The sequence below is a fragment of the Lachnoclostridium sp. An118 genome (assembly GCF_002160985.1).
In the GTDB taxonomy this organism is placed as follows: domain Bacteria; phylum Bacillota; class Clostridia; order Lachnospirales; family Lachnospiraceae; genus Claveliimonas; species Claveliimonas stercoravium.
The window spans coordinates 28,967-50,823 of sequence record NZ_NFLQ01000016.1 but is presented as its reverse complement, the minus strand read 5'-3'; the positions used below and the strand labels follow the sequence as shown (position 1 = coordinate 50,823).

16 protein-coding genes, 1 pseudogene and 1 other annotated feature are annotated in these 21,857 nt (G+C 56.6%); of the genes and pseudogenes, 5 read left to right on the top strand and 12 right to left on the bottom strand.

The window, feature by feature from the left end:
• Nucleotides 1-75: 75 nt before the first annotated feature.
• Entirely contained in the window at nucleotides 76-1,395 is a 1,320-nt protein-coding gene (locus B5E62_RS12870; protein WP_242957917.1) for a CCA tRNA nucleotidyltransferase, read from the bottom strand.
• Between the two features lie 220 nt (nucleotides 1,396-1,615).
• Nucleotides 1,616-3,058 (bottom strand): proline--tRNA ligase, encoded by a 1,443-nt coding sequence (proS, locus tag B5E62_RS12865; protein WP_087174947.1) that lies wholly within the window; start codon nucleotides 3,056-3,058, stop codon nucleotides 1,616-1,618.
• 164 nt (nucleotides 3,059-3,222) lie between these two features.
• Nucleotides 3,223-3,436: a binding site (T-box leader), on the bottom strand.
• Nucleotides 3,437-3,653: 217 nt separating this feature from the next.
• Between proS and B5E62_RS12860 the strand changes: the two genes are divergently transcribed.
• On the top strand, nucleotides 3,654-4,361 hold the full coding sequence (locus tag B5E62_RS12860; RefSeq protein ID WP_087174946.1) for an RluA family pseudouridine synthase: 708 nt from the start codon (nucleotides 3,654-3,656) through the stop codon (nucleotides 4,359-4,361).
• A 48-nt stretch (nucleotides 4,362-4,409) separates the two neighbouring features.
• Here B5E62_RS12860 and B5E62_RS12855 read toward each other — a convergent pair whose 3' ends face one another.
• From B5E62_RS12855 to B5E62_RS12835, 5 genes are all read right to left on the bottom strand, one after another.
• Nucleotides 4,410-4,712 carry a hypothetical protein gene (locus tag B5E62_RS12855; protein WP_087174945.1) on the bottom strand — a complete coding sequence of 101 codons (303 nt, stop codon included), beginning with the start codon at nucleotides 4,710-4,712 and terminating at the stop codon, nucleotides 4,410-4,412.
• 66 nt (nucleotides 4,713-4,778) lie between these two features.
• On the bottom strand, nucleotides 4,779-7,367 hold the full coding sequence (locus tag B5E62_RS12850; protein WP_087174944.1) for a PEP/pyruvate-binding domain-containing protein: 2,589 nt from the start codon (nucleotides 7,365-7,367) through the stop codon (nucleotides 4,779-4,781).
• Between the two features lie 164 nt (nucleotides 7,368-7,531).
• Nucleotides 7,532-7,819: a septation regulator SpoVG gene (spoVG, locus tag B5E62_RS12845; protein WP_033125804.1), complete on the bottom strand. Its 288-nt coding sequence runs from the start codon at nucleotides 7,817-7,819 to the stop codon at nucleotides 7,532-7,534.
• Nucleotides 7,820-7,868: 49 nt separating this feature from the next.
• Nucleotides 7,869-8,987, bottom strand: coding sequence for a glucose-1-phosphate adenylyltransferase subunit GlgD (gene glgD / locus B5E62_RS12840; protein WP_087174943.1), 1,119 nt, complete (start codon nucleotides 8,985-8,987; stop codon nucleotides 7,869-7,871).
• Nucleotides 8,984-10,258 (bottom strand): glucose-1-phosphate adenylyltransferase, encoded by a 1,275-nt coding sequence (locus B5E62_RS12835; RefSeq protein WP_087174942.1) that lies wholly within the window; start codon nucleotides 10,256-10,258, stop codon nucleotides 8,984-8,986. Before B5E62_RS12835 ends, glgD begins: the two co-directional genes overlap by 4 nt.
• Nucleotides 10,259-10,715: 457 nt before the next feature.
• On the opposite strand from B5E62_RS12835, the gene murC reads away from it, so the two are divergent.
• From murC to B5E62_RS12810, 4 genes are all read left to right on the top strand, one after another.
• Nucleotides 10,716-12,095, top strand: coding sequence for a UDP-N-acetylmuramate--L-alanine ligase (gene murC / locus B5E62_RS12825; protein WP_087174941.1), 1,380 nt, complete (start codon nucleotides 10,716-10,718; stop codon nucleotides 12,093-12,095).
• Nucleotides 12,096-12,240: 145 nt separating this feature from the next.
• A complete protein-coding gene (locus B5E62_RS12820; RefSeq protein ID WP_087174940.1) occupies nucleotides 12,241-13,344 on the top strand; it encodes a DnaD domain protein in 1,104 nt (367 codons plus the stop codon).
• A 41-nt stretch (nucleotides 13,345-13,385) separates the two neighbouring features.
• The gene (locus tag B5E62_RS12815; protein WP_087174939.1) at nucleotides 13,386-14,378 is read left to right on the top strand and encodes an ATP-binding protein; all 993 of its coding nucleotides are present in this window, start codon (nucleotides 13,386-13,388) and stop codon (nucleotides 14,376-14,378) included.
• A 32-nt stretch (nucleotides 14,379-14,410) separates the two neighbouring features.
• On the top strand, nucleotides 14,411-15,595 hold the full coding sequence (locus B5E62_RS12810; RefSeq protein WP_087174938.1) for a ribose-phosphate pyrophosphokinase: 1,185 nt from the start codon (nucleotides 14,411-14,413) through the stop codon (nucleotides 15,593-15,595).
• A gap of 131 nt (nucleotides 15,596-15,726) precedes the next feature.
• Here B5E62_RS12810 and B5E62_RS12805 read toward each other — a convergent pair whose 3' ends face one another.
• The 5 genes and pseudogenes from B5E62_RS12805 to asnS all read right to left on the bottom strand — a co-directional run bounded on the left by B5E62_RS12805 (nucleotide 15,727) and on the right by asnS (nucleotide 21,671).
• A complete protein-coding gene (locus tag B5E62_RS12805) occupies nucleotides 15,727-17,280 on the bottom strand; it encodes an ATP-binding protein (protein WP_087174937.1) in 1,554 nt (517 codons plus the stop codon).
• Nucleotides 17,277-18,278 (bottom strand): annotated as a pseudogene (locus B5E62_RS12800) (metallophosphoesterase family protein); the annotation flags it as partial. The gene B5E62_RS12805 and the pseudogene B5E62_RS12800, both read right to left, overlap by 4 nt.
• Nucleotides 18,181-19,482, bottom strand: coding sequence for a sensor histidine kinase (locus B5E62_RS17690; RefSeq protein ID WP_087174936.1), 1,302 nt, complete (start codon nucleotides 19,480-19,482; stop codon nucleotides 18,181-18,183). The gene B5E62_RS17690 and the pseudogene B5E62_RS12800, both read right to left, overlap by 98 nt.
• The gene (gene vanR, locus B5E62_RS12790; RefSeq protein ID WP_087174935.1) at nucleotides 19,472-20,161 is read right to left on the bottom strand and encodes a VanR-ABDEGLN family response regulator transcription factor; all 690 of its coding nucleotides are present in this window, start codon (nucleotides 20,159-20,161) and stop codon (nucleotides 19,472-19,474) included. Before vanR ends, B5E62_RS17690 begins: the two co-directional genes overlap by 11 nt.
• Before the next feature lie 118 nt (nucleotides 20,162-20,279).
• Nucleotides 20,280-21,671: an asparagine--tRNA ligase gene (asnS, locus tag B5E62_RS12785; RefSeq protein ID WP_087174934.1), complete on the bottom strand. Its 1,392-nt coding sequence runs from the start codon at nucleotides 21,669-21,671 to the stop codon at nucleotides 20,280-20,282.
• Nucleotides 21,672-21,857: the final 186 nt, after the last annotated feature.

The following is a 21,857-nucleotide window of genomic DNA, read 5'->3' as shown; positions in this document are numbered from 1 at the left end:
CGTCCCCTGCACTCTTCCAATATCATGTTCTGTTTAATGTATGTCATCGGAAACGGTAATATGCCTGTTCCTCTTTTACTTCTTTTTCTCCTCAGCCAGAGCCAGCAGCCTTTCCCTCTCGTTGAGCTCCGGCTCCCGCATCACATCGTCCAGGAGGCTCTGCAGGATTTCCCCCAGCTCCCTTCCCGGCCGGAAGCCCGCCTCTATGAGGTCACTGCCGTTGACCGCCAGGTCTTTCAGGGTAACGCACTCCCGCCGGGCAAGGGCCTCCCTGTAGAGGCGCTCCACCCCGGCTATATCCGCCAGCTTCTCCTCCCGGAGGTACAGGCTCTGGGCCAGCACATCCGCCCGCCGCACCTCCAGGTAGAGGGGAAAGAGGGCCGGCCCGATCCGGTTCATGGCCCGCCGCACAGCCTCCCCCCGGACCGGCATCCGGTAATCGTGGTACCTCACGAGGGTGGCCACGCTTTTCAGCGTCTCGTTGTCGAACTTCAGGCGGCGCATGACCTCCCTTGTGAGCTCCTCACTGCGCAGGGCATGCTTCTTGAAGTGGGCGGTCCCATCCGCATCCACGGTCTTCAGATCCGGCTTCCCCATGTCGTGGAACAGCATGGTGAGCCGCAGCACCCTGTCCGGCCGCACATTCAGGAGGGCGTGGAGCGTGTGCTCCCCCACTGTGTACATGTGGTGGGGCGTCTCCTGGGAAGTCTCCATCATCCTGTCAAATTCCGGCAGGAACCAGGCGGTCATCCCCAGCTCCCAGGCGGTCCGGAGCATGTCCGGCCTGCCGGACAGGAGGATCTTCAGGAGCTCTGTCTGTATCCGCTCCGCACTGATCCTCTGCAGCGTGGGGGCCAGCTCCCGCATGCCCTCCCGGGTCTCCTCCTCCAGGTCAAAGCCCAGCTGGGCCGCGAAGCGCACGCCCCGCAGGATGCGCAGGGCGTCCTCCCGGAATCTCTCCCTGGCATCCCCCACGCAGCGGATCACGCCCCGCTCCAGGTCCTCCATGCCGCCGAAGATGTCCACCAGCCCCTCCTCGTCGCTGTAGGCCATGGCGTTGATGGTAAAATCCCGGCGCAGCAGGTCCTCCCGCAGGCTTCTCGTAAAGGTGACCTCCGTGGGATGGCGGCTGTCCTCGTAGGTCCCGTCGATCCGGTAGGTGGTCACCTCGAAGCCCTCCCCCTCCAGGAGCACGGTCACGGTCCCGTGCTGGATCCCCGTGTCAAAGGTCCGGGGAAACAGCTCTTTTGTCTGCTCCGGCAGGGCGGAGGTGGTGATGTCCCAGTCCCCGGGCGCACGCCCCAGGATAGAGTCCCGGACGCACCCCCCCACGGCCCAGGCCTCAAAGCCCGCCCCCCGCAGCGTGCGGATGATCTCCTTTACCTTGTCCGGCATAGCTATATGTGTCTGTCTGGCGCCATTCATATCTATCAGTCCTTTACCCTCTGTTATCGTATCTCTATCATATCATAGCCTGTTTTCTGTTTCAGAATCGGATAGGGGAAGCTAAGGGGCGGAGGTTTTTATCCTTCCGCCCCTTAGTCCTGACTTTGTTGTATCGTTTCTCCCGCTTTTTCCTTTTCCGGGCTCCGCCCGGGAAGACAAAAGGCAGGGATTAGTAGGATTTACCCCAGTATGCCATGTGCTTGGCCGGCTTGCCGCACCAGATACACTTGTCGGAGATGAACTCCTCGTCCTCGATGAGACACCTGGTGGCCGCTCCGCCTGTGGCGTACTTCACTTCACCCTCGCACTCCGGATCTCCGCACCAGCAGGCCTTTACAAAGCCTCTGTTCGCCTTGAACTTCTCCACCATCTCATCCATGGTGGTGGCTGTGTCGATGTGGTCGTTCAGGAACTTCTCCGCTCTGTTGTACATATCCTGCTGGATGGTCTCCAGTATCTCACGCAGCTTTACCGCGATCTCGTCGAGAGACACAACGATCTTCTCTCTTGTATCCCTGCGTACTACCACCACCTGGTTCTTCTCGATATCCTTGGGCCCTATCTCGATACGGGTGGGGATGCCCAGCATCTCCTGCTCGGAGAACTTCCAGCCGGTGCTCTTCTCAGAGTCGTCGATCTTCACTCTGTAGCCGGCCTTCTTCAGCTCATCCAGCAGCGCGTCGGCTCTCTCCAGCACGCCCTCCTTGTGCTGCGCGATAGGGATGATGCGGCACTCTACCGGCGCTACGTGAGGCGGCAGCACAAGACCGCTGTCATCGCCGTGGACCATGATGATGGCGCCGATGCTTCTTGTGGACCATCCCCAGGATGTCTCATACACGCTCTGGAGCTGATTGTTCTTATCCAGATACTTGATGCCGAAGGCATCCGGGAAGCCGCTTCCGAAGAAATGGCTTGTCGCAGACTGGAGCGCCTTTCCGTCGTGCATCAGAGCCTCGATGGTGTAGGTGTCCTGAGCTCCCGCGAACTTCTCGTGCTCTGCCTTTCTTCCGGACACGAAGGGGATAGCCAGCGTCTCTCTGTAGCAGTCCTCATACACGTGGAACATCTGGATGGTGCGCGCCTCAGCCTCCTCGTATGTGGCGTGGATGGTGTGTCCTTCCTGCCACAGGAACTCCCTGGAGCGGAGGAAGGGCCTTGTAGTCTTCTCCCAGCGGAGCACGGAGTTCCACTGGTTCCACACCTTGGGAAGGTCTCTGTATGATTTGACCGTCTTGGCCCAGAGGTCACAGAACAGTGTCTCGGATGTAGGGCGGATGCAGAGACGCTCCTGGAGTCTCTCCATGCCTCCGTGTGTCACCCAGGCCACCTCTGGCGCAAAGCCTTCGATGTGGTCTGCCTCCTTCTCCAGAAGGCTCTCCGGGATGAGCATGGGCAGGCATACATTTTCCACGCCTGTCTCCTTAAAACGTCTGTCCAGATCCGCCTGGATCAGCTCCCAGATCGCGTATCCATTGGGAAGGTAGTTCAGACATCCCTTTACGCTGGAGTAGTCGCAGAGCTCTGCCTCGCGCACTACGTCTGTATACCACTGCGCAAAATTCTCATCGCGGGAAGTGATATTTTTCACCAATTTCTTTTCATTAGCCATGACTTTTTCTCCTTTTTTCTGATTTTTCTCCGGAGCCCCCTGCCCCGTCTGTCTGACTGTGGGAAATGATATTCCGGCTGATCTTTCTTCTCCGCAGGCTCCTCCCCGGCGGGTGAGCCCTGCCGCGGGAAAATAAAAAATCGCCGGACCTCTCGTCTCCCCGAAAAAGGGACCGAAAAGTTCGGCGGTACCACCCTAATTAACTGCAGCCCTTCTGCAGTTCTCTCTGTCTGCCATTAACGCTGACATGACGCTGTATTTTCATACAGAGGCTCCAAGGTAGGTTCATGATACCCGAATGCAGGGAACTTTCAGCCGCAGGATCCCCTCTCTGTGTACACCGGCCTTACCATTACTATTCCTCTTCACTGCCAGTCCTGCCTTCCGCAGCCATCACTGCCGGCAGGTATGCTTTTGTCTGAATATATCAGTTAAACAGAATTTTAGCGAATACAGTTTTATTTGTCAAGGGTGAATTTCCCGTCCCGCCCACTTCTTTCTTTTTTCCGCACGTCCTGCAGGAAAAAAATGACAGGAGCCCGCTCAGGATGCTATACTGGTCTTACCTTGTTCCATAAGAAAGGAGGGGCCCAGCATGCCTCAGATCCACACCACACATCCAGACCAGCTCTCCCCGCGCATCCTCTATGAGGACAGCCATATCCTTGTCTGCGCCAAGCCCCACGGCCTGGCTGTCCAGAATCGCCGGGCCGGCTCCCCGGACATGGAGAGCCTTCTGAAGACTTATCTGGTCCGCCAGGGACAGGAGCCCTACCTGGCTGTCGTCCACCGGCTGGACCAGCCCGTCTCCGGCCTTCTTGTCTTCGGGAAGACAAAAAAAAGTGCCGCCTCTCTGAACGCACAGCTCACAGGCGGCTCCTTCGGAAAGCACTACCGGGCTCTCGCGGACGGGTGTCCGCCCGCTCCCAGCGGCACGCTCCAGGACTATCTTGTAAAGGACGGGCGCAGCAACACCTCACGAGTCTGCTCCCCCGACACGCCGGGCGCCAAAAAGGCGGTTCTGGAATACCGTACTATCTCCGGGGAAGCTCCCTTTTTCCCTGACGCAGAGGACAGGCAGACAGAGCTGGAAATCCATCTCCTGACCGGCCGGCACCACCAGATCCGTGTGCAGATGGCCCACGTGGGATGCCCCCTGGCCGGGGACACCAAGTACAACCCGGCAGCTCTCTCCCACTCCCCCGGCTCCTGGCAGGTGCTCAGGCTGTGCGCCTTCCGGCTGGAATTTCTCCACCCGGTGACCGGGAAAAAGATGCGCTTCTGCCTGGAGAAGGACGTGTAGACGGATCCTTACCCGTCGATGGGTTGGTCCACCGATACCGGCAGCGCCTTACCCGTCGATGGGCTCCTGCTCCAGAGCCGCGAAAAAGAGCTCATAGGCGTCGTTCTGCCCGTCCAGGAGAGGCGAATTCTCTCCGCCGCCGTTGGTGCTCCGCTTGATCTCGGCGTAGAACTCCTCCCCCGCATTCACCAGCTCCATCTCATATATCTCATAGCCCAGCTCCCTGCATTTCCGGCAGAAGGCCCCCAGGGGATCGTCCCCCCTCCTGGTGGCCAGAAGCTCCTCCTTAAGCGCCGGATCCTGGTGGGCCCTGTGCTGCAGCTCCTCCAGCATTTCCATTGTCGTTGCCATATCTGTCTCTCCTTTCTGTTCTCGGTCTCCATTCCTGCAATTTCTATATCCTGTCCCTAATAGTTCCTAAGACACGGTCTCCCCCTCCGTCCTGTATCCGCACAGGCATTTCCCCGACATCACATCGTTCCAGTAGTACAGCCCTGCCGTCTCCGTCACCCGGAACATGGAGAAGAGCTCCGGCATGTCGGGGCAGATGGCAGGGAAGACATTTTCGCATTTTTCTGTCAGCTCCGGGTGATAGCTCCTGGTCCTGCGGTCCATCCAGACTGCCGCGTAAAAAATCCCCGCCTCCACCAGGTCCTGGAACATGTGGCTGCCGTAGCTCAGCTCCGGCATGTACCCGGCCCTGCTGTCGGACACCTCGCAGATCCCGGCAAAGCCGGAAATATCCGCAAACTTTACCGGAACTCCCAGCTCCGGCGAGGAGGTGCCTATCCGCCCCGGCGCTGTCAGGAGCAGGCTTTTCCCCTGTCCCCGGTAATATCTGTTGATCCTTCCCACAGCCTCCGCCGCCCGGTATTTCTGCCCGTAGGGATATCCATAGTAGGCCCTGGGGTCTATCTGCACCACCACATCGATCCGCCGGGAGGCGGAGTCTCCCACGGAGGAGTCCTGCAGGCTGAACAGCACCTGCTCCTCCGGCACGGGCGGTATCTCCACCTTCCCGTTCCTGCTGCCCGTGTACAGCGGACGGCACTGGAGCAGGTTCACCACGAACCTTCCCTCCTGGTCCAGATTGACTGTGTACTCGATGTCCACCGGATTGCCGTAGGCCCTCTCCAGGACGCGGAGCAGCTCCCGCATATAGTCCGTAAACTCCTTATTTTCCAGCAGCCCCTGGCAGGTGATGAACCACACCTGCCGCTCCCGTCCCATCCGGCGCAGCGCGGCCTCGGCCTCATAGTCCCTCTCCATCACAGCCCTCCTGAGCCAGAGCGGCATATCCTTCGCCGCCTTATCCGCCTCCACTGTCCTCCACGCGTTTTTCTCTGTATCCAGCACGTCCATCCTCCTCTGGGAGAACCGATGCCTGTCCGCCGTGTTTGTCTGCATGGACACAGCCGGCCGGTCCAGGGCCGCAAGGCGCGGATAATCATTTTCCGTCCGGTCCACCGCCCGGGTGCCCAGCCCGGCCACGATCCGCAGAAGTCCTGCCGACGGGTCCATGTCCGCCCGCCATCTGTAGGCGCTGTAGCTGTATCCCACGCCGGCCGCGGCAGGGAAGAACAGCTTCCCGTGATAGGAGCCGGATACCCGCTGTACCAGCACTGCCATCTGTTCATCCCGGTCCTCCAGTCCCCGCTGCTTTCTGTACTCCAGCGCGGAGACATCCATAGTGCTCGCGTACACGGTCCGGACCGCATCCTCAAATTCCTGCAGGCGTTCTGCCGGGCTGCCCTGGTTCACGCAGAACACAGACTCATATTTCCCGGCAAAGGCGTTCCCGAAGCCGTCCTCCAGAAAACTGGAGGACCGCACGATGACAGGGCTCTGCCCGAAATAATCCAGTATGGACCGGAACTTCTCCCGTATATTCCCGGGGAATTCCCCTGTCAGCAGAGCCTGTCTGAGTTCCTCCGCCCGGCTGAAATAGCCCTCCTTTGTCCGCTGGGCTATGCGCAGCTCCCAGCAATTGTTGGACACAATGTACGTGTAGAACACATCCGAGCCGATATAGAAGGAGTCGTGGGGCTCCAGGCAGCTCTCATAACCGGGGAGCTCCTTTCGGACGATCTTGCGGGCCAGCAGCATGCCACAGGCCTTGCCCCCTATGGAACCGCTCCCCGCCATCCTGTCCCGGAGCAGGAAATAGTCCCTGGGCTCAAAATACCGGCGCAGCATTTCCTGGAGCCGCCGGTCCTTTGTCATGGTGCTCTCCACGATCTGCCGCTCTGTCTCCCTGCTGAAGCTCCCCTGGCGGAAGGCCATCCTGGCCGCGGAGAAAAAGCGGTCATGGCTGTCCAGGCTCTGATCCTGCTCCTGGGCCTCTTCCTCCTCCAGGACGCGGTAGTAGCGGCTCAGGGCCACGCCGTCCTCCACCGTCCTCAAAGTCCCGTCCCCCGGGTCCCAGGCGTGAGGGAGGAACATTTTTGCCGAGTATCGGTCCCACACCTTCAGAGGGTGGATGTAGTACAGGCCCTCTCCCCTGTACACATCCAGAAAAATCTGGGTCGTGTCCCGTATCCTGGCCACGGCGTCAAAGGAGTGGCGTCCCCGGAGCAGGGGAAAGCAGGCCACGGTATCCAGGCGGAACAGGTACGGGCAGGTGACCCGGAAGAAATTTCCCATCATCAGGTCCGTGTACCACACGGACTGGAGCTCGGAGAGGCTGTCAAAAATGTAAAACGCCTCTCTTCCATTTTCCGTAATGCAGTTGTAGATGTCAACTGTAAAAGCCTCAAACCCCTTGTCCGGATCGAACTCCCGTATCTTCAGCCCCGGGCGGGGCCGGAGCAGGGGCTCATGGCCGGCAAATCTCATATAGATGACCGTCCGCCCGTCAGTCAGCGCCTGGTCCGCAAAGGGCTCCGCAAAGCATCTGAACTCATCCAGGCTCTTTACCCGCCACACAACATTGTCCCCAAGCCGGATATAGTTCAACAGCCGGTCTATATCCGGAAAGCCGCTTAAGATCCTTTCAAATGCACTCATATCCTTCTCTCTGCCTCCTCAAAATGCTGTCCCGGGAAGACCCGGAGCCCGGCTCGCCGCCGTCACAAAAAGGCGCCGGGAAATCCCTCCCGGGATCTCCACAGCGCCTTTGCTGTCCGCTGGTCACTCACACCAGCCTGTTTTCTCTTTTGCCAATCTATCGATCAGGCCATCTCCGGCTCGGCTTCTGCCTCCTGGCTCAGCGCCTCCTCGTATTTCTCCAGGATAATGCTCTGGATACGCTCTCTTGTGGCTGAGTTGATGGGATGGGCGATATCCCTGTACTCTCCGTCCAGCGCTTTCTTGCTCGGCATTGCGATAAAGAGTCCCTTCTCGCCTTCGATGACTTTAATGTCATGCACGACAAACTCCTCGTCCATTGTAATGGACACTACTGCCTTTAATTTCCCTTCCTTCGCAACTTTCCGCACGCGTACATCTGTGATCTGCATGTCTTCTAGCCCCTTTCTTGTCAGTCACTGCATCTTTCCCTTTTTTCTCTTACAGTGCATATCTCTCATTTTTTTCGACTACTATCTTTACGCCATTCTCACCTACGTGGCGCGTATTGGCCCGGATCGTATCCCGGCTCTCCACGATGCAGTTCTCAATGTAGGTGTTATCGCCCAGATACACATCATTGAGAATGATCGAGTTCTTGATCACGCAGTTATTCCCCACAAAGGTCTTCTTGAACAGCACGGAGTTCTCCACCGTACCGTTGATGATGGACCCGCTGGCCACAAGGCTGTTCTTCACCACAGCCCCCGGGTTGTATTTCGCCGGTGGCAGGTCGCTGACCTTGGAATAAATGCCCGGATATTCCTTAAAGAAGTAATTTCTCACTTCCGGCCTCAGGAAATCCATATTGGTCTTATAATACGCGTCAACTGTAGCGATATTGCTCCAGTAGTCTTTGATCTTATAGCCGTATATCTTTTTCAGATTCTTGTATCTGATGAGGATATCCGTGACGAGATCATGCCTCTCCTCCTCGGCGCAGTGCTCGATCAGGTCGATGAGCTGACGCCTCCTTATGATGTAAATGCCTGTGGAAATAGTGTTGTAGGCCGCCATCATGGGCTTCTCCTCAAACTCCTCCACCCGCATGGTCTCGTCCATCTTCAGGGTGCCAAAGCGGGTCGCGTCCTCGCCGGGCTGCAGGTCCCTGCACACGATGGTGATATCCGCCTTCTTCGCGATGTGGTATTCCAGGACTTTGTTGTAATCCATCTTGTACACCGCGTCGCCGGAGGTGATGATCACATAGGGCTCATGGCACTTTTTCAGGAAGTCCAGGTTCTGGTAGATAGCGTCCGCCGTCCCCCTGTACCAGTAGCCGTTGTCCGCCGTGATGGTGGGGGTGAACACGTAAAGTCCCCCCTGCTTTCTCCCGAAATCCCACCACTTGGAAGAATTCAGATGCTCGTTCAGAGAGCGGGCGTTGTACTGTGTCAGCACAGCCACCTTCTGGATATGAGAGTTTGTCATGTTGCTCAGGGCAAAGTCTATTGCCCGGTAGCTGCCCGCGATGGGCATGGCGGCCACCGCCCTCTTCTGGGTCAGTTCTCTCATCTTGTTGCTGTTTCCGCCTGCTAATATAATCCCTACTGCTCTCATATTCTCTCACCCGCCTTTATCAATGTCTCTCCGCTCTCCAGCACGCCGCCGGGGTAGTCCTCCCTGACGGTGACGCCGCTGATGGCTGTATTCTTTCCTATCTGCACGCCGCCGGGTATGACAGAGTTCTCCCCGATGGTCACAAGGCCAAAGGAGTAGATATTCGGCTTGTGCCTGTTGGGAACATCCGCGCCTGTGCCCAGGGTGGCATTGTCGCTGATGCGCACGCTCTCCGCGATGATGGCCTTGTCGATGATGCAGCCCGCGCCGATCTCCACATCCTTCATGATAATGGAATCCCGGACCACACTGCCTGCCCCGATGGTCACGCCGGAGCCGATGACACAGTTGTGTACCTCCCCGTATATCTCCGCGCCGTCCCCTATGATGCTCCTGTCGATAATGGCCGTGTCCGCAATGTACTGGGGCGGGATGATGTCACTGTTTGTATAGATCTTCCAGAACTCTTCGTACAGGTTAAACTCCGGTATGATATCGATGAGCTCCATGTTGGCCTCCCAGTAGGAGCCCAGCGTCCCCACATCCTTCCAGTAGCCATTGTACTCGTAGGCGAACAGCCGCTTTCCTTTCTCATGGCAGTAGGGGATGATATGCTTTCCAAAATCGCAGCCCGGCACGTCCTTCAGGTCCATCAGGGCCTTTTTCAGCACCGGCCAGCTGAAGATGTAGATGCCCATGGAAGCCAGATTGCTCTTGGGCTCCGGCGGCTTCTCCTGGAACTCTGTGATGCGGCCGTCCCCGTCCGCCACCACGATGCCGAACCGGCTGGCCTCCTCCATAGGAACCGGCATGGCGGCGATGGTCACATCCGCCTCGTGCTCCTTGTGGTAATCCAGCATCACCTCATAATCCATCTTATAAATGTGGTCTCCCGACAGGATCAGCACATAGTCCGGATTAAACGTGCTCATGTAATCCAGGTTCTGATAGATCGCGTTGGCTGTGCCTGTGTACCACTCGCTGTTTGAGCTTTTTTCATATGGCGGGAGAATGGACACGCCTCCGATGTTGCGGTCCAGGTCCCACGGGATGCCGATCCCGATGTGTGTGTTGAGCCGCAGCGGCTGGTACTGGGTCAGGACGCCCACTGTGTCGATTCCCGAATTGATGCAGTTACTGAGCGGAAAATCTATGATTCTGTATTTCCCCCCAAAAGCAACGGCCGGCTTGGCAACCTTCGCCGTGAGGACTCCAAGTCTGCTGCCCTGTCCTCCTGCCAGCAGCATTGCTATCATTTCTTTTTTGATCATGCCATCACCCCTTCTCAGCAATTTTAATGACTTTTATTATACCATACTTCCGTATTTAAGTGAACATATTTTACAAAAAAAGTGGTTATTCTACCATTTTTTTATCGATATATCACAAAAAAAGTTTCTTGGCTTTTCTATTATATATGTTTATAATAATATAAATGAGATGCCAGGGGCAAAAGGTCTGAACCCACATGAGCTTGCTCATAAGTGGGAGAAAGACCTTGGGACCCGCCCCAATATGAGCATAAAAGTGGGATGTATATCCCACGATATGCGAATATTGGGTAGGATTGTGAAAGTGCGTAGCACGGAACAATCCGCAGGCATCGTAGTCCCGGGCTTTTGCCCCGACATCATAAACAATGCACAAAGTGTCTTTTCGGCGCCGCCGGCATCCACATATCGCGTTGTTATTATATGGATATCATTTTTACAGAAAGGTATGTTGACCATGTATAAGATCAATTTTCATGAACCTGTTCACGTACATTTTATCGGCATCGGCGGCATCAGCATGAGCGGCCTGGCTGAGATCCTCCTCAAGGAGGGCTTCACCATCTCCGGCTCTGACGCAAAGGAGTCCGCCCTGACAGACCATCTGACCGCCCTGGGAGCTCAGGTCTTCTACGGGCAGAAGGCCTCCAACATCATCCCCGGGATCGATGTGGTGGTCTACACGGCCGCTATCCACGAGGACAACGAGGAGTACGCCCAGGCAGTCCGGCAGGGCCTTCCCATGCTCAGCCGGGCGGAGCTCCTGGGCCAGCTCATGCGCAACTACAGGGTTCCCGTAGCCATCTCCGGCACCCACGGGAAGACGACCACGACCTCCATGCTCTCCCACATCCTTCTGGCGGGGGAGAAGGACCCCACTATCTCTGTGGGAGGCATCCTGAAGGCCATCGGGGGGAATATCCGGGTGGGAGGCTCCGACATCTTTGTCACAGAGGCCTGCGAGTACACCAACAGCTTCCTCCACTTCTTCCCGAAGATCTCCGTGATCCTCAACATTGACGCGGACCATCTGGACTTCTTCAAGGACCTGGAGGATATCCGCCATTCCTTCCGGAAATTCGCCCAGCTCCTGCCGGAGGACGGCGTCCTCATCATCAACAGGAGCATCGAGAGACTGGAGGAGATCACGGAGGGGCTGAAATGCCGGGTCATCACCTTCGGCCTGGAGCCGGATGCGGACTACTCCGCTGCTGCCGTCTCCCACGATGAGTTCGGCGACGCCTCCTTTGACCTTATCCGGCACGGAAAGAATGCAGGGCGCATCCGCCTGTCCGTGACAGGGGACCATAACATCTGCAATGCCCTGTCCGTCATCGCTGCGGCAGACCTGCTGGGCGTGTCCCTTGAGGACGCGCAGAAGGGACTCTCCTCCTTCAGGGGGACAGACCGCCGCTTTGAGCACAAGGGAGACTGGAACGGAGTCACGGTCATCGACGACTACGCCCACCATCCCACAGAGATAAAGGCCACCCTGAAGGCGGCCGCGGCCTACCCCCACCGGGAGATATGGTGCGTGTTCCAGCCTCACACCTACACCCGCACAAAAGCGCTCTTCGATGATTTTGCCGACGCCCTCACCCACGCGGACCATGTGGTGCTGGCAGACATTTACGCAGCCCGGGAGACAGACACTCTCGGCGTGTCCTCGGAGCTGCTTGCAGAGGCGCTGAAGGCGAAGGGCTCTGACGCTTATTACCTCCCCTCCTTTGAGGCCATCGAGGGATTTCTCGCCGGCCGCTGCCAGAGAGGGGACATGTTGATAACTATGGGGGCCGGAAACGTTGTAAATATTGGAGAGGATCTGCTGAAAGGCTAGTTATCCACATTTTCCACAGGATTTTATCCACAAAAAAGATGGATTTTGGCTCAAAAAGTTCTTTTTGCCCGTCCCTCTCCGGTGCTATAATAGGTCTGCGATAAAACGTATACGACAGATAACGACAAGCGAGGATAGGAGAAGCATGAAGAAACTGACACTGAAAAACTGCCGGCAGGACAAGGCACTCCTGCTGGATTTCGAATTCATTGACAACTATATGCCGGAGGCAAACGGAGAGTACGTGAAGGTCTATCTTCTTCTGCTGCGCTGCCAGGCCTGCCCGGACAGGGAGCTGACCATATCCGGCATTGCGGACATCCTGGACGACACGGAGAAGGATGTGATCCGCGCTCTGAAATACTGGAAAAAGCAGGGGCTTCTGGACTACGAGATCACGGATGGCCCTGGCAGCGGCATGCCTGCCTCCTCGGCGGCATCCTCCGCAGTGCTTTCTCCTGCCGCTCCTTCCCGCGCCGCCTCTCCCTCGGTCCAGACCGATGTGCCGGCCGGTCCCGAGAGGGCGGAGACAGGGGAGGGAAGGGAGCCGTCCTCTTCCCCTGAGAACGTGACCCGCTTCCGCAACCGCAAGGAGCTCAAGGAGCTGCTTTTTGTGGCGGAGCAGTATCTGGGCAAGACTCTCTCTGCCACGGATATGAGGACCATCACCTACTTCTATGACGAGCTGGGCATGTCCACGGACCTGATCGAGTACCTGATAGAGTACTGCGTGGAGAACGGGCACAAGAGCATGCACTACATACAGAAGGTGGCCCTGTCCTGGACGGACCGTAAGATCCGGACACCGGAGGAGGCAAAGCAGAGCGCTGCCTTCTACAGCCGGAGCTGCTACGGTGTCCTGAAGGCCTTCGGCATCACCGGCCGCTCTCCCGCTTCCTCCGAGCTTGGCTACATCCAGCGCTGGAGCGGGGAGTACGGCTTTTCGGACGAGCTGATCCTGGAGGCCTGCAACCGGACCATGAACAGCATCCACCAGCCCAGCTTCGACTATGCGGAGTCCATCTTAAAGAGCTGGATGGACGGGGGCGCCCGGACCATGAAGGACGTGGAGGCTCTGGACCAGGCATACCAGAAGGAAAAGCTGGAGCGGAAGGAAAAGCGCCAGACGCGGTCCGCCTCCTCTTCCGCCGAGACACCCAAAGCTGCCCGGAACCGCTTTAACAATTTTGAGGGCAGGACCTATGAGGACATGGAAGACCTGACCCGCAGGCTCATACAGAACCAGTAGGGACATGGCTGCCCTCCACCACTTGAGAAGGGAGAAGACTTGTGGCTCTTACCAATTCCCAGTACGAACAGATCATGCACACCTATGAGCAACACCGCCTGGAAAATGAGTACAGGCGGCGCAGGCGCTATGCTGATATCGAAATAAAGATCCCTCAGATAAAGGAGCTGGACAATGAGATCTCCAGCCTTTCCCTACAGCAGGCCCGCCGCCTCCTGGAGGGGGACGAGTCAGCCCTGGACACTTTAAAGAAAAAAATCCACGCACTTTCCCAAAAAAAGCTTGCACTTCTTCGGGAAAACGGTTATCCTTCGGATTATCTGGAGCTTCACTACACATGCCCGGACTGCCAGGACACGGGGTATATCGGAGACAGGAAATGCCACTGCTTTAAGAAGGCGGTCATCGATCTGCTCTATACCCGATCCAACCTGCAGGAGGTGCTGGACCGGGAGAATTTTGACACCTTTTCCATGGAATACTACTCCAACAGCCACATCGACCGCCTCACCGGGCGGTCCTCAAGGGAGGCCATAGAGATCGCCCTGAAGAGCTGCCGCGAATTTATCGATACATTCGGGACAGAGTTCCGCAATCTGCTCCTATACGGCGACACAGGGGTCGGAAAGACCTTTCTCTCCCACTGTATCGCAAAGGAGCTTCTGGAGCAGTCCTTCTCCGTGATCTATTTCACGGCCGCCCAGCTCTTTGACATATTCGCAAAGAGCACCTTCCGGCGGGAGGAGGAGGCCGGGGCTGACTGCGACCACATCTACAGCTGCGATCTTCTCATCATTGATGACCTGGGAACGGAGATGAGCAATTCCTTCACCAACTCCCAGCTTTTTATCTGTCTGAACGAGAGGATCCTGCGCAAAAAGTCCACCCTGATATCAACAAATCTCTCGCTGGAGGACCTGAAAAACATTTACTCGGAGAGAGTATTTTCAAGGATCACAAGCGCCTACACCGTGCTCCGCCTGACAGGTGACGATATCCGGATACAGAAAAAACTGATGAACAGAGTGCAATAAAATATTTCAATCAACAGGAGGTACCTTATAAGATGCTGCGCCGAAACGAACGTATTTTAGACAATATTCCCGTGGGAGCCCTGGGGATCATCGCCCTGGACGGATGCCAGGATATGGGAAGACGTGTCAACGACTATCTCGTGAAATGGAGGAGAGAGGACGGACATGTACACAAGAATGATGTCGTCTTCAGCGGATATGAGAGAGACAATTATCTGATCGACGCGAGAGTGCCCCGGTTCGGCTCCGGTGAGGCAAAGGGGATCATCGGAGAATCTGTCCGCGGAAAGGATGTCTATATCATGGTCGATGTGTGCAATTACAGCCTGACCTATTCTCTGTCAGGCCACACCAACCATATGTCTCCTGACGACCATTTCCAGAACCTGAAGCGCATCATCGCCGCTATCGGGGGCAAGGGACGACGCCTCAACGTGATCATGCCCTTCCTCTACGAGAGCCGCCAGCACAAGCGGAGCAGCCGGGAGTCCCTGGACTGCGCCCTGGCTCTGCAGGAGCTGGTACACCTGGGCGTGGACAACATCATCACCTTTGACGCTCACGACCCGAGGGTGCAGAACGCCATCCCCTTAAGCGGCTTCGAGACCGTGCGCCCCACCTACCAGTTTGTGAAGGGACTCCTGCGCACAGTGAAGGATCTGAAGATAGACAGCGACCACATGATGGCCATCAGCCCTGACGAGGGCGCCACAGAGCGGGCCGTGTACCTGGCCAACGTGCTGAACCTGGATATGGGCATGTTCTACAAGCGCCGGGACTACACAAGGATCGTAAACGGCCGCAACCCCATCGTGGCCCACGAGTTCCTGGGCTCCTCCGTGGAGGGCAAGGACGTCATCATCCTGGACGACATGATCTCCTCCGGAGACAGCATCCTGGATGTGGCACGCCAGCTGAAGCAGCGGAACGCGAAGAGGATTTACGCCGCCGCCACCTTCGGCCTTTTCACAAACGGAATGGAGAAATTTGACAAGGCCTACGAGGAGGGCATCATCAACGGCATCCTGACCACCAACCTCATTTATCAGACGCCTGAGCTGCTCTCACGCCCCTACTATATCAACTGCGACATGAGCAAGTACATCGCCCTCATGATCGACACGCTGAACCATGACGGCTCCATCAGCAGCATCCTGAATCCCAGCGCGAGGATCCAGCATGTGGTGGAGAAATACCGCAGAGGCGAGGAAATCTAAGAAGAATAAAAAGGACAGGCCCTGTTTTCCGCTGCCGGATCGTCTTATGCTCACGGCACAGGCGGAAACAGGGCCTGCTTTTTTCTGTCTGTCTTAAGCCAGTCCTGCCGGGGGCCCACCCCCACGGCATATCAGGGAAGATCTATCCGGTCAAAGGGGATAGACTCCCTGCGGAGGATTTCTCCCTCCCGGTGCTGACAGGTAAAGAGCAGGACCTGCTCCCTGTTCCCTGCCAGCCACCGGAGAGTATTGGCCAGCCGCCTGTCATCGTAGCTGGCAAGAGCATCGTCCAGGATCAGGGGATACTCCTCCTCGTAGAGAAGGTCTGCCGCCGCCAGCCGAAGGGCCAGGAAGGCCTGCTCCATGGTGCCCCGGCTCACCTGGGAGAGAGGAATGCGGCGCCCATCCTGGAAGAAGACCAGACGGGCCCCCTCCTCCACCAGCAGCCTGGTATATTTTCCACCGGTGATGCCCTGGACGATCCCGGAGACAGCTCCGTTCAGATCCCGGCGCACCTGGCTCTGCATGTCCCGGGCCACCTGGGAGAGCCTGTCCTGCGCCAGGGCCAGGGCCGCCCGCTCCTTCTCCTGCTCTTTGTAGATGCCATCCAGCTCTCCCAGCTCTGCCAGCTCCTCCTGAAGGTTCTCGTACTGGGTCTGCTTTTCCTTCTTCTCCTCCTCCAGGTGCTGCTGCTCCCAGCGCAGCTTCTCCGCAGAGGCCAGCTCCTCCTCCGGGGTGATCTCCTCCAGCATCAGCTCAGGAGCGGTCTTCTGCCGCTTCTTCTCCACCTTCATCCGGTTCCAGATATAAATCCCTCCCGCCAGGGCTGCCACCACAGATGTGGCATAATTCCAGGGGCGCGGCATCAGGACAAAGAGAACGACCACCGCCAGGATGATGCCCGCCACCTCCAGGGGATGGATCCGCCACCTGTCCGGGCGCAGCTCATCGATCATGCGCTTCTCGCTCTCCCTCTTTTCATTTTCTTCTTTCGCTCTTTTCAGCTCGAGGCCTTCCCGGACCCTCTCCAGCTCCTCCTCCAGCCGGTGGATATCCCTCCACACATAGGATGCCTCCTGCTCGATCTTCTCCCTGCGGCTCTGCCGCTCCCGGGTACGGTCCCTTGCCTGCCGGTCCAGTGCCTTCTCCTGTTCCCGGAGTACCTCCTGAGCCGCCGCAAGGTCAATCCTCGCATCCCCGGAAACAGAATAGTTTGCAGCGAAGTTTTTCAGCTGCGCCGCCAGCGTCTGTCCTGTCTGGGCGCCGGACTGCCTGATATAAAGTGTATCCTCATAGCTGTCCGCCTCCAGTCCCGGCAGTATCATCTCCAGGTCCCCGTCCTCCAGGGAGAGCTGCTCTCCGTCATCCAGGCAGACCAGCCCGGCTCTCTTCCCCTGTCTGTCAAATCTCCTCTCCAGCCGGAAGGTCTTGCCCCCACAGGTAAACTCTATGGCTCCCCCGTAGGCGCCAGACTCATCCCAGGGCTCGTACCGGCTGAAGGTATCAACGGCCGCCGCCCTGCCCCGCCCTCTCTCCATGCCAAAGAGCATACTCTTTATAAAGGTGTGGATCGTGGTCTTACCGGCTTCGTTCTCACCCTGGAGGAGCTGTATGCCGTCTCCCAGCAGGATGGTCCTGTCTCTGAATTTCCCGAAATGTCTCAGTTCCAGCTTCTGAATTTTCATTCTGTTCCCCTTCTTGTCTCCATGAGAGCACTGACCCCCTCAAAGAGCGCTCTGTATTCCACGCTGTCCTTTTCCGCACCGGAAAAGCTCTCTATGTATCTGCCGATCAGATTGTTCTTGTTGTTCCTGTACAGCTTCTCCATGTCCCAGGCCGGCTTTGTCTCGTCCGTGATGTCAGTGATATTTCCTCTCCTGTCCAGGGCATCCAGGTCAAAGAGGATGTCCGGGTCACGATATCCTTTCAAAAGAAACTTATATATATTCTCCACGCCTTTTTCTTCTATTTTTCCCTGGATCAGCTCTGCCAGTCCCGCACCTGTCGTCCGGCGGTCCACCTCCACCTCACAGTGGATATACTCCCGGCCGGCAAAGGGGACAAAGGAGAAACAAGTCCCCCCCTCCGTGATCTCCCCCTGTATGTAGCCGTGCTTCCCCGTGTCATTCTTGTCCGTGGGCTCCAGCGCCCCTGCATAGGCCGCAAGTCCGGGGATGACCACCTGAGGCATGTGGATATGCCCCAGGGCCACATAGGCGTAGCCCAGGCCGGCCAGCCTCTCCCTGTTGATGGGAATGTGGGTCCCGTCTCCGCCGTGAGCCAGGAGGATCTCCGTTTTCTGTCTCCCGGCCGCCGGCGCGCTGTCATAGAGGGGCTCCCGGATCTGCCTCTCGTGGTAGCTGCACCCGTACACTGCTGTCTCAAGGGCGGGAAGCTCCACAGCCTCCACCCTGTCCGAGCCGAGAAAATGCACGTTGGGGCTCCACTGAAAGGTGCGGTAGTAGGATTCCCTGCGCATGTAGTCGTGATTGCCCGCAACGAGGACCACCTGAGTCCTGTCCAGAGAGGCGAACAGGCCGTCCACCTCCTTCAGCTCCCGCAGAAGGGGCTGCCTGTGAAAAAGATCACCGGCCACCAGGAGAAGGTCCGGCATCTCCTTCTTGCACACTCTTATCAGTCTTCGGAAGCTTTCCCAGATTTCTCCGCTTCGCTCCCCGCTGTACGCTCTTCCTGCCTCGGGCGACACCCCTAAATGCACGTCCGCGATGTGTATGAACTTCATTGTCTTCCTTCTCCTCCTGCTCTTTTTCAGACGGCAGCGTCACGATAAACTGTGTCCTCTCATCGTCACTCCTGGCCATGATGCGCCCACCGTGAAGCTCCACGATCTCCTTGGCTATGGCAAGGCCAAGACCTGCCCCTCCGGTCTCACTGGACCTGGAGTCATCCAGCCGGTAAAATTTCTCAAAGATAGTCTGCAGCTTTGTCCCCGGAATCTTCTTCCCCTTATTCGAGAATGTGATCTCCACATCCCGGTTCTTCCTGCAGGCACTGATCTGTATGGTTGTCCCCGCATAGCAGTAGGCTATGGCATTCCTCAGGATATTGTCAAAGACTCTGGCCAGCTTATCCGGGTCCCCGTACACCACCAGGCCGTCCTCTGTCTCCACCTCGCAGGTGAGCTGCTTCTCCTGGAGGACGCCGTACAGCTCGTCCGCGATCTGCTCCAGCATCATGGACAGGTTCAGCTCCACCGGCTCCAGCTCGATATCCTGGAGATTGAATTTGGTGATGTCAAAGAACTCGTTGATCAGCTCCCCGAGCCTTGTGGCCTTCTCGAGGGAGATGTGGATATACTTGGCCCGCTCCGCCTCCGGCATGTCCGGGTGGGCGTCCAGCATAGCCAGATAGGCCACCACAGAGGTGAGGGGGGTCTTCAGGTCATGGGCCAGGAAGAGCACCAGGTCATTTTTCTTCTTCTCGCTCTCTATGGCCTCCAGGTCCTGCCGCTTCAGCGTGGCCTTGATCTCATTCAGCCGGATCTCGATAGGCTTCAGCTCCGTGATCAGGTGTATGGGCTCCGTGGACTCAGAGATGATGTTCTCGATGCCATCCCCCACCTGGTCCAGGTACTTTGTCATCTTGGACAGGGCCACGTAGAAAAACAGGGCAAACAGGAGCAGGAAGCCGACGATCATAAAGAACTCCTTATTGTCTCCTATAAGCCGCCAATATAAATCAATGGCGGTCTGTTCTTCCACGTGAAAGGCTGTGAGTATCTTTACAAATGTCGTCGCAAAGCTGTCATTGTATACCCCGTCGATCACATAATTCAGAAGAAAGCCGCCAACAAGTACAGTCAGTGCTGTCACCAGCACTGTCTGCAGCAGGATACTGAATTTTAATTTTCTGTAATTACTCTTCAACTTTATAACCCACTCCCCACACTGTCTTGATAAAGTCTGAAGTTCCCGTGGGTGCGCTCATTTTCTCCCGCAGATGCCGGATGTGCACCATCACTGTATTGTTGCTGTTTTTATAGTATTTCTCATGCCATACTTTCTCGAACAGCTCCTCGGAGCTTATGACTTTGCCCCTGTTCTCACAGAGGAGCCAGAGAATATCAAACTCTATGGGGGTGAGGGTCAGAGGGACTTCATTATAAATGCACTCGTGGGAAGTACGGTTCAGCAGAAGGCCGCCGAAATCGATGACCTCTCCCGGCTCCTTTCCGCCGTCATTGTACTGGGTGTAGCGGCGGAGCTGGGCCTTCACCCTGGCCACCAGCTCCAGAGGATTGAAGGGCTTGGGTATGTAGTCATCTGCCCCCATGGTGAGCCCTGTGATCTTGTCCATGTACTCGGTCTTGGCCGTCAGCATGATCACCGGAAAGGTGTATTTCTCCCGGATCTTCTTCAGTATCTGGAACCCGTCGATATCCGGCAGCATCACATCCAGGATAGCCAGGTCTATCTTCTTCTGAAAGATACAGTCCAGAGCCTCCTGGCCGGTGTAGAATTTGTAGACCGTATACTGGTCGTTCTGCAGATACAGTTCGATGACGTCCGCGATCTCCCGCTCGTCATCCACTACTACGATATTCATACTCTCGTGAACCTCCTTATTCTGCCCCGGCGAAGAGAAGGCTTTAGCCCTCCCTCCGGCGGGGGAATCCGTGATGTCCCCTCTTCATTCCTTTTTTGCGTTCTCTTTTAACTGCCTTTTACAGCTCGCAGTTGTTCACTGTCCTTGGGAACGGGATCACGTCGCGGATGTTGCCCATTCCTGTCAGGTACATGATACATCTCTCAAAGCCAAGGCCGAACCCGGAGTGGCGTGTGGAGCCGTATTTTCTCAGGTCCATGTAAAAGCCGTAGTCCTCCTCCTTGAGTCCCAGCTCCTTCATGCGGGCGGACAGCTTCTCGTAATCGTCCTCCCTCTGGCTTCCGCCGATGATCTCGCCGATGCCGGGCACAAGGCAGTCTACAGCTGCCACGGTCTTTCCATCCTCATTCAGCTTCATGTAGAAGGCCTTGATCTCCTTTGGATAGTCTGTGACAAACACAGGTCTCTTAAACACTTCCTCTGTCAGATAGCGCTCATGCTCTGTCTGCAGGTCTGTGCCCCAGGAAACTTTGTATTCAAACTTGTCGTTGTTCTTCTCCAGGATCTCCACAGCCTCCGTGTAGGTCACTTTGGCAAACTCGGAGGACACAACATTGTGAAGCCTGTCCAGAAGTCCCTTGTCCACAAAGGAGTTGAAGAAATCCATCTCTTCCGGCGCGTTCTCCAGCACATAGTTTATGACATACTTCAGCATGGCCTCCGCCAGATCCATGTTGTCGTTCAGATCCGCAAATGCCATCTCCGGCTCGATCATCCAGAACTCCGCCGCGTGTCTTGTGGTGTTGGAGTTCTCTGCCCGGAAGGTAGGTCCGAATGTGTAGATATTGCGGAAAGCCTGGGCAAACGTCTCGCCGTTGAGCTGTCCGCTGACTGTCAGGTTAGTCTCTTTTCCAAAGAAATCCTGGGAGTAGTCCACTGTGCCATCTTCCTTCTTAGGCACATTGTTCAGATTCAGGGTGGTCACCTGGAACATCTCCCCTGCCCCCTCGCAGTCACTTCCTGTGATCAGGGGGGTGTGCACATAGACAAATCCCCTCTCCTGGAAGAATTTGTGGATGGCGTAGGCTGTAAGGGATCTTACCCGGAACACAGCCTGGAAGGTGTTTGTCCTGGGGCGCAGATGAGCGATGGTCCGCAGGTACTCAAAGCTGTGGCGCTTCTTCTGCAGCGGGTAGTCCGGAGCGGAAGCCCCCTCCACCTCCACAGTCTCAGCCTGGATCTCAAAAGGCTGCTTTGCCTGGGGCGTAGCCACCAGTGTTCCCTTCACGATAATGGCAGCTCCCACGTTCAGCTTGGAGATCTCTGCAAAGTTGTCCATGCTGTCATGGTACACCACCTGCAGGGTCTCAAAGAAAGAGCCGTCATTTACCACGATGAACCCGAAGGTCTTGGAGTCGCGGATGCTGCGCACCCAGCCGCCCACAGTCACCTCTTTGTCCAGGTAACTTTCTGTGTTCCTATATAATTCCTTGATCGTTGTCAGTTCCATAATCATTACTCCTTCTGATACTATCTTTTTTCAGCACTTGCAAACATTATAGCATACCGATGGCAGTTTTAAAAGGCAGAATGGGGACGTAATACTTTTCAAAAATGTTACGCCCCAAACTAATCCAACTGGTGTGTAATTGTGTCAGGCCAACCCATTGTTTACATACTTTTTTCGCTCATACTA

Bases quoted from the DNA above. Each gene is read 5' to 3' on its own strand.
- spoVG (WP_033125804.1), bottom strand. From the start codon at position 7,819: ATGCAGATCACAGATGTACGCGTGCGGAAAGTTGCGAAGGAAGGGAAA.
- B5E62_RS12870 (WP_242957917.1), bottom strand. From the start codon at position 1,395: ATGCCGGACAAGGTAAAGGAGATCATCCGCACGCTGCGGGGGGCGGGC.
- B5E62_RS12820 (WP_087174940.1), top strand. From the start codon at position 12,241: ATGAAGAAACTGACACTGAAAAACTGCCGGCAGGACAAGGCACTCCTG.
- asnS (WP_087174934.1), bottom strand. From the start codon at position 21,671: ATGGAACTGACAACGATCAAGGAATTATATAGGAACACAGAAAGTTAC.
- B5E62_RS12805 (WP_087174937.1), bottom strand. From the start codon at position 17,280: ATGAAAATTCAGAAGCTGGAACTGAGACATTTCGGGAAATTCAGAGAC.
- B5E62_RS12855 (WP_087174945.1), bottom strand. From the start codon at position 4,712: ATGGCAACGACAATGGAAATGCTGGAGGAGCTGCAGCACAGGGCCCAC.
- B5E62_RS12835 (WP_087174942.1), bottom strand. From the start codon at position 10,258: ATGATCAAAAAAGAAATGATAGCAATGCTGCTGGCAGGAGGACAGGGC.
- B5E62_RS12860 (WP_087174946.1), top strand. From the start codon at position 3,654: ATGCCTCAGATCCACACCACACATCCAGACCAGCTCTCCCCGCGCATC.
- murC (WP_087174941.1), top strand. From the start codon at position 10,716: ATGTATAAGATCAATTTTCATGAACCTGTTCACGTACATTTTATCGGC.
- B5E62_RS12850 (WP_087174944.1), bottom strand. From the start codon at position 7,367: ATGAGTGCATTTGAAAGGATCTTAAGCGGCTTTCCGGATATAGACCGG.
- B5E62_RS12810 (WP_087174938.1), top strand. From the start codon at position 14,411: ATGCTGCGCCGAAACGAACGTATTTTAGACAATATTCCCGTGGGAGCC.
- proS (WP_087174947.1), bottom strand. From the start codon at position 3,058: ATGGCTAATGAAAAGAAATTGGTGAAAAATATCACTTCCCGCGATGAG.
- glgD (WP_087174943.1), bottom strand. From the start codon at position 8,987: ATGAGAGCAGTAGGGATTATATTAGCAGGCGGAAACAGCAACAAGATG.
- vanR (WP_087174935.1), bottom strand. From the start codon at position 20,161: ATGAATATCGTAGTAGTGGATGACGAGCGGGAGATCGCGGACGTCATC.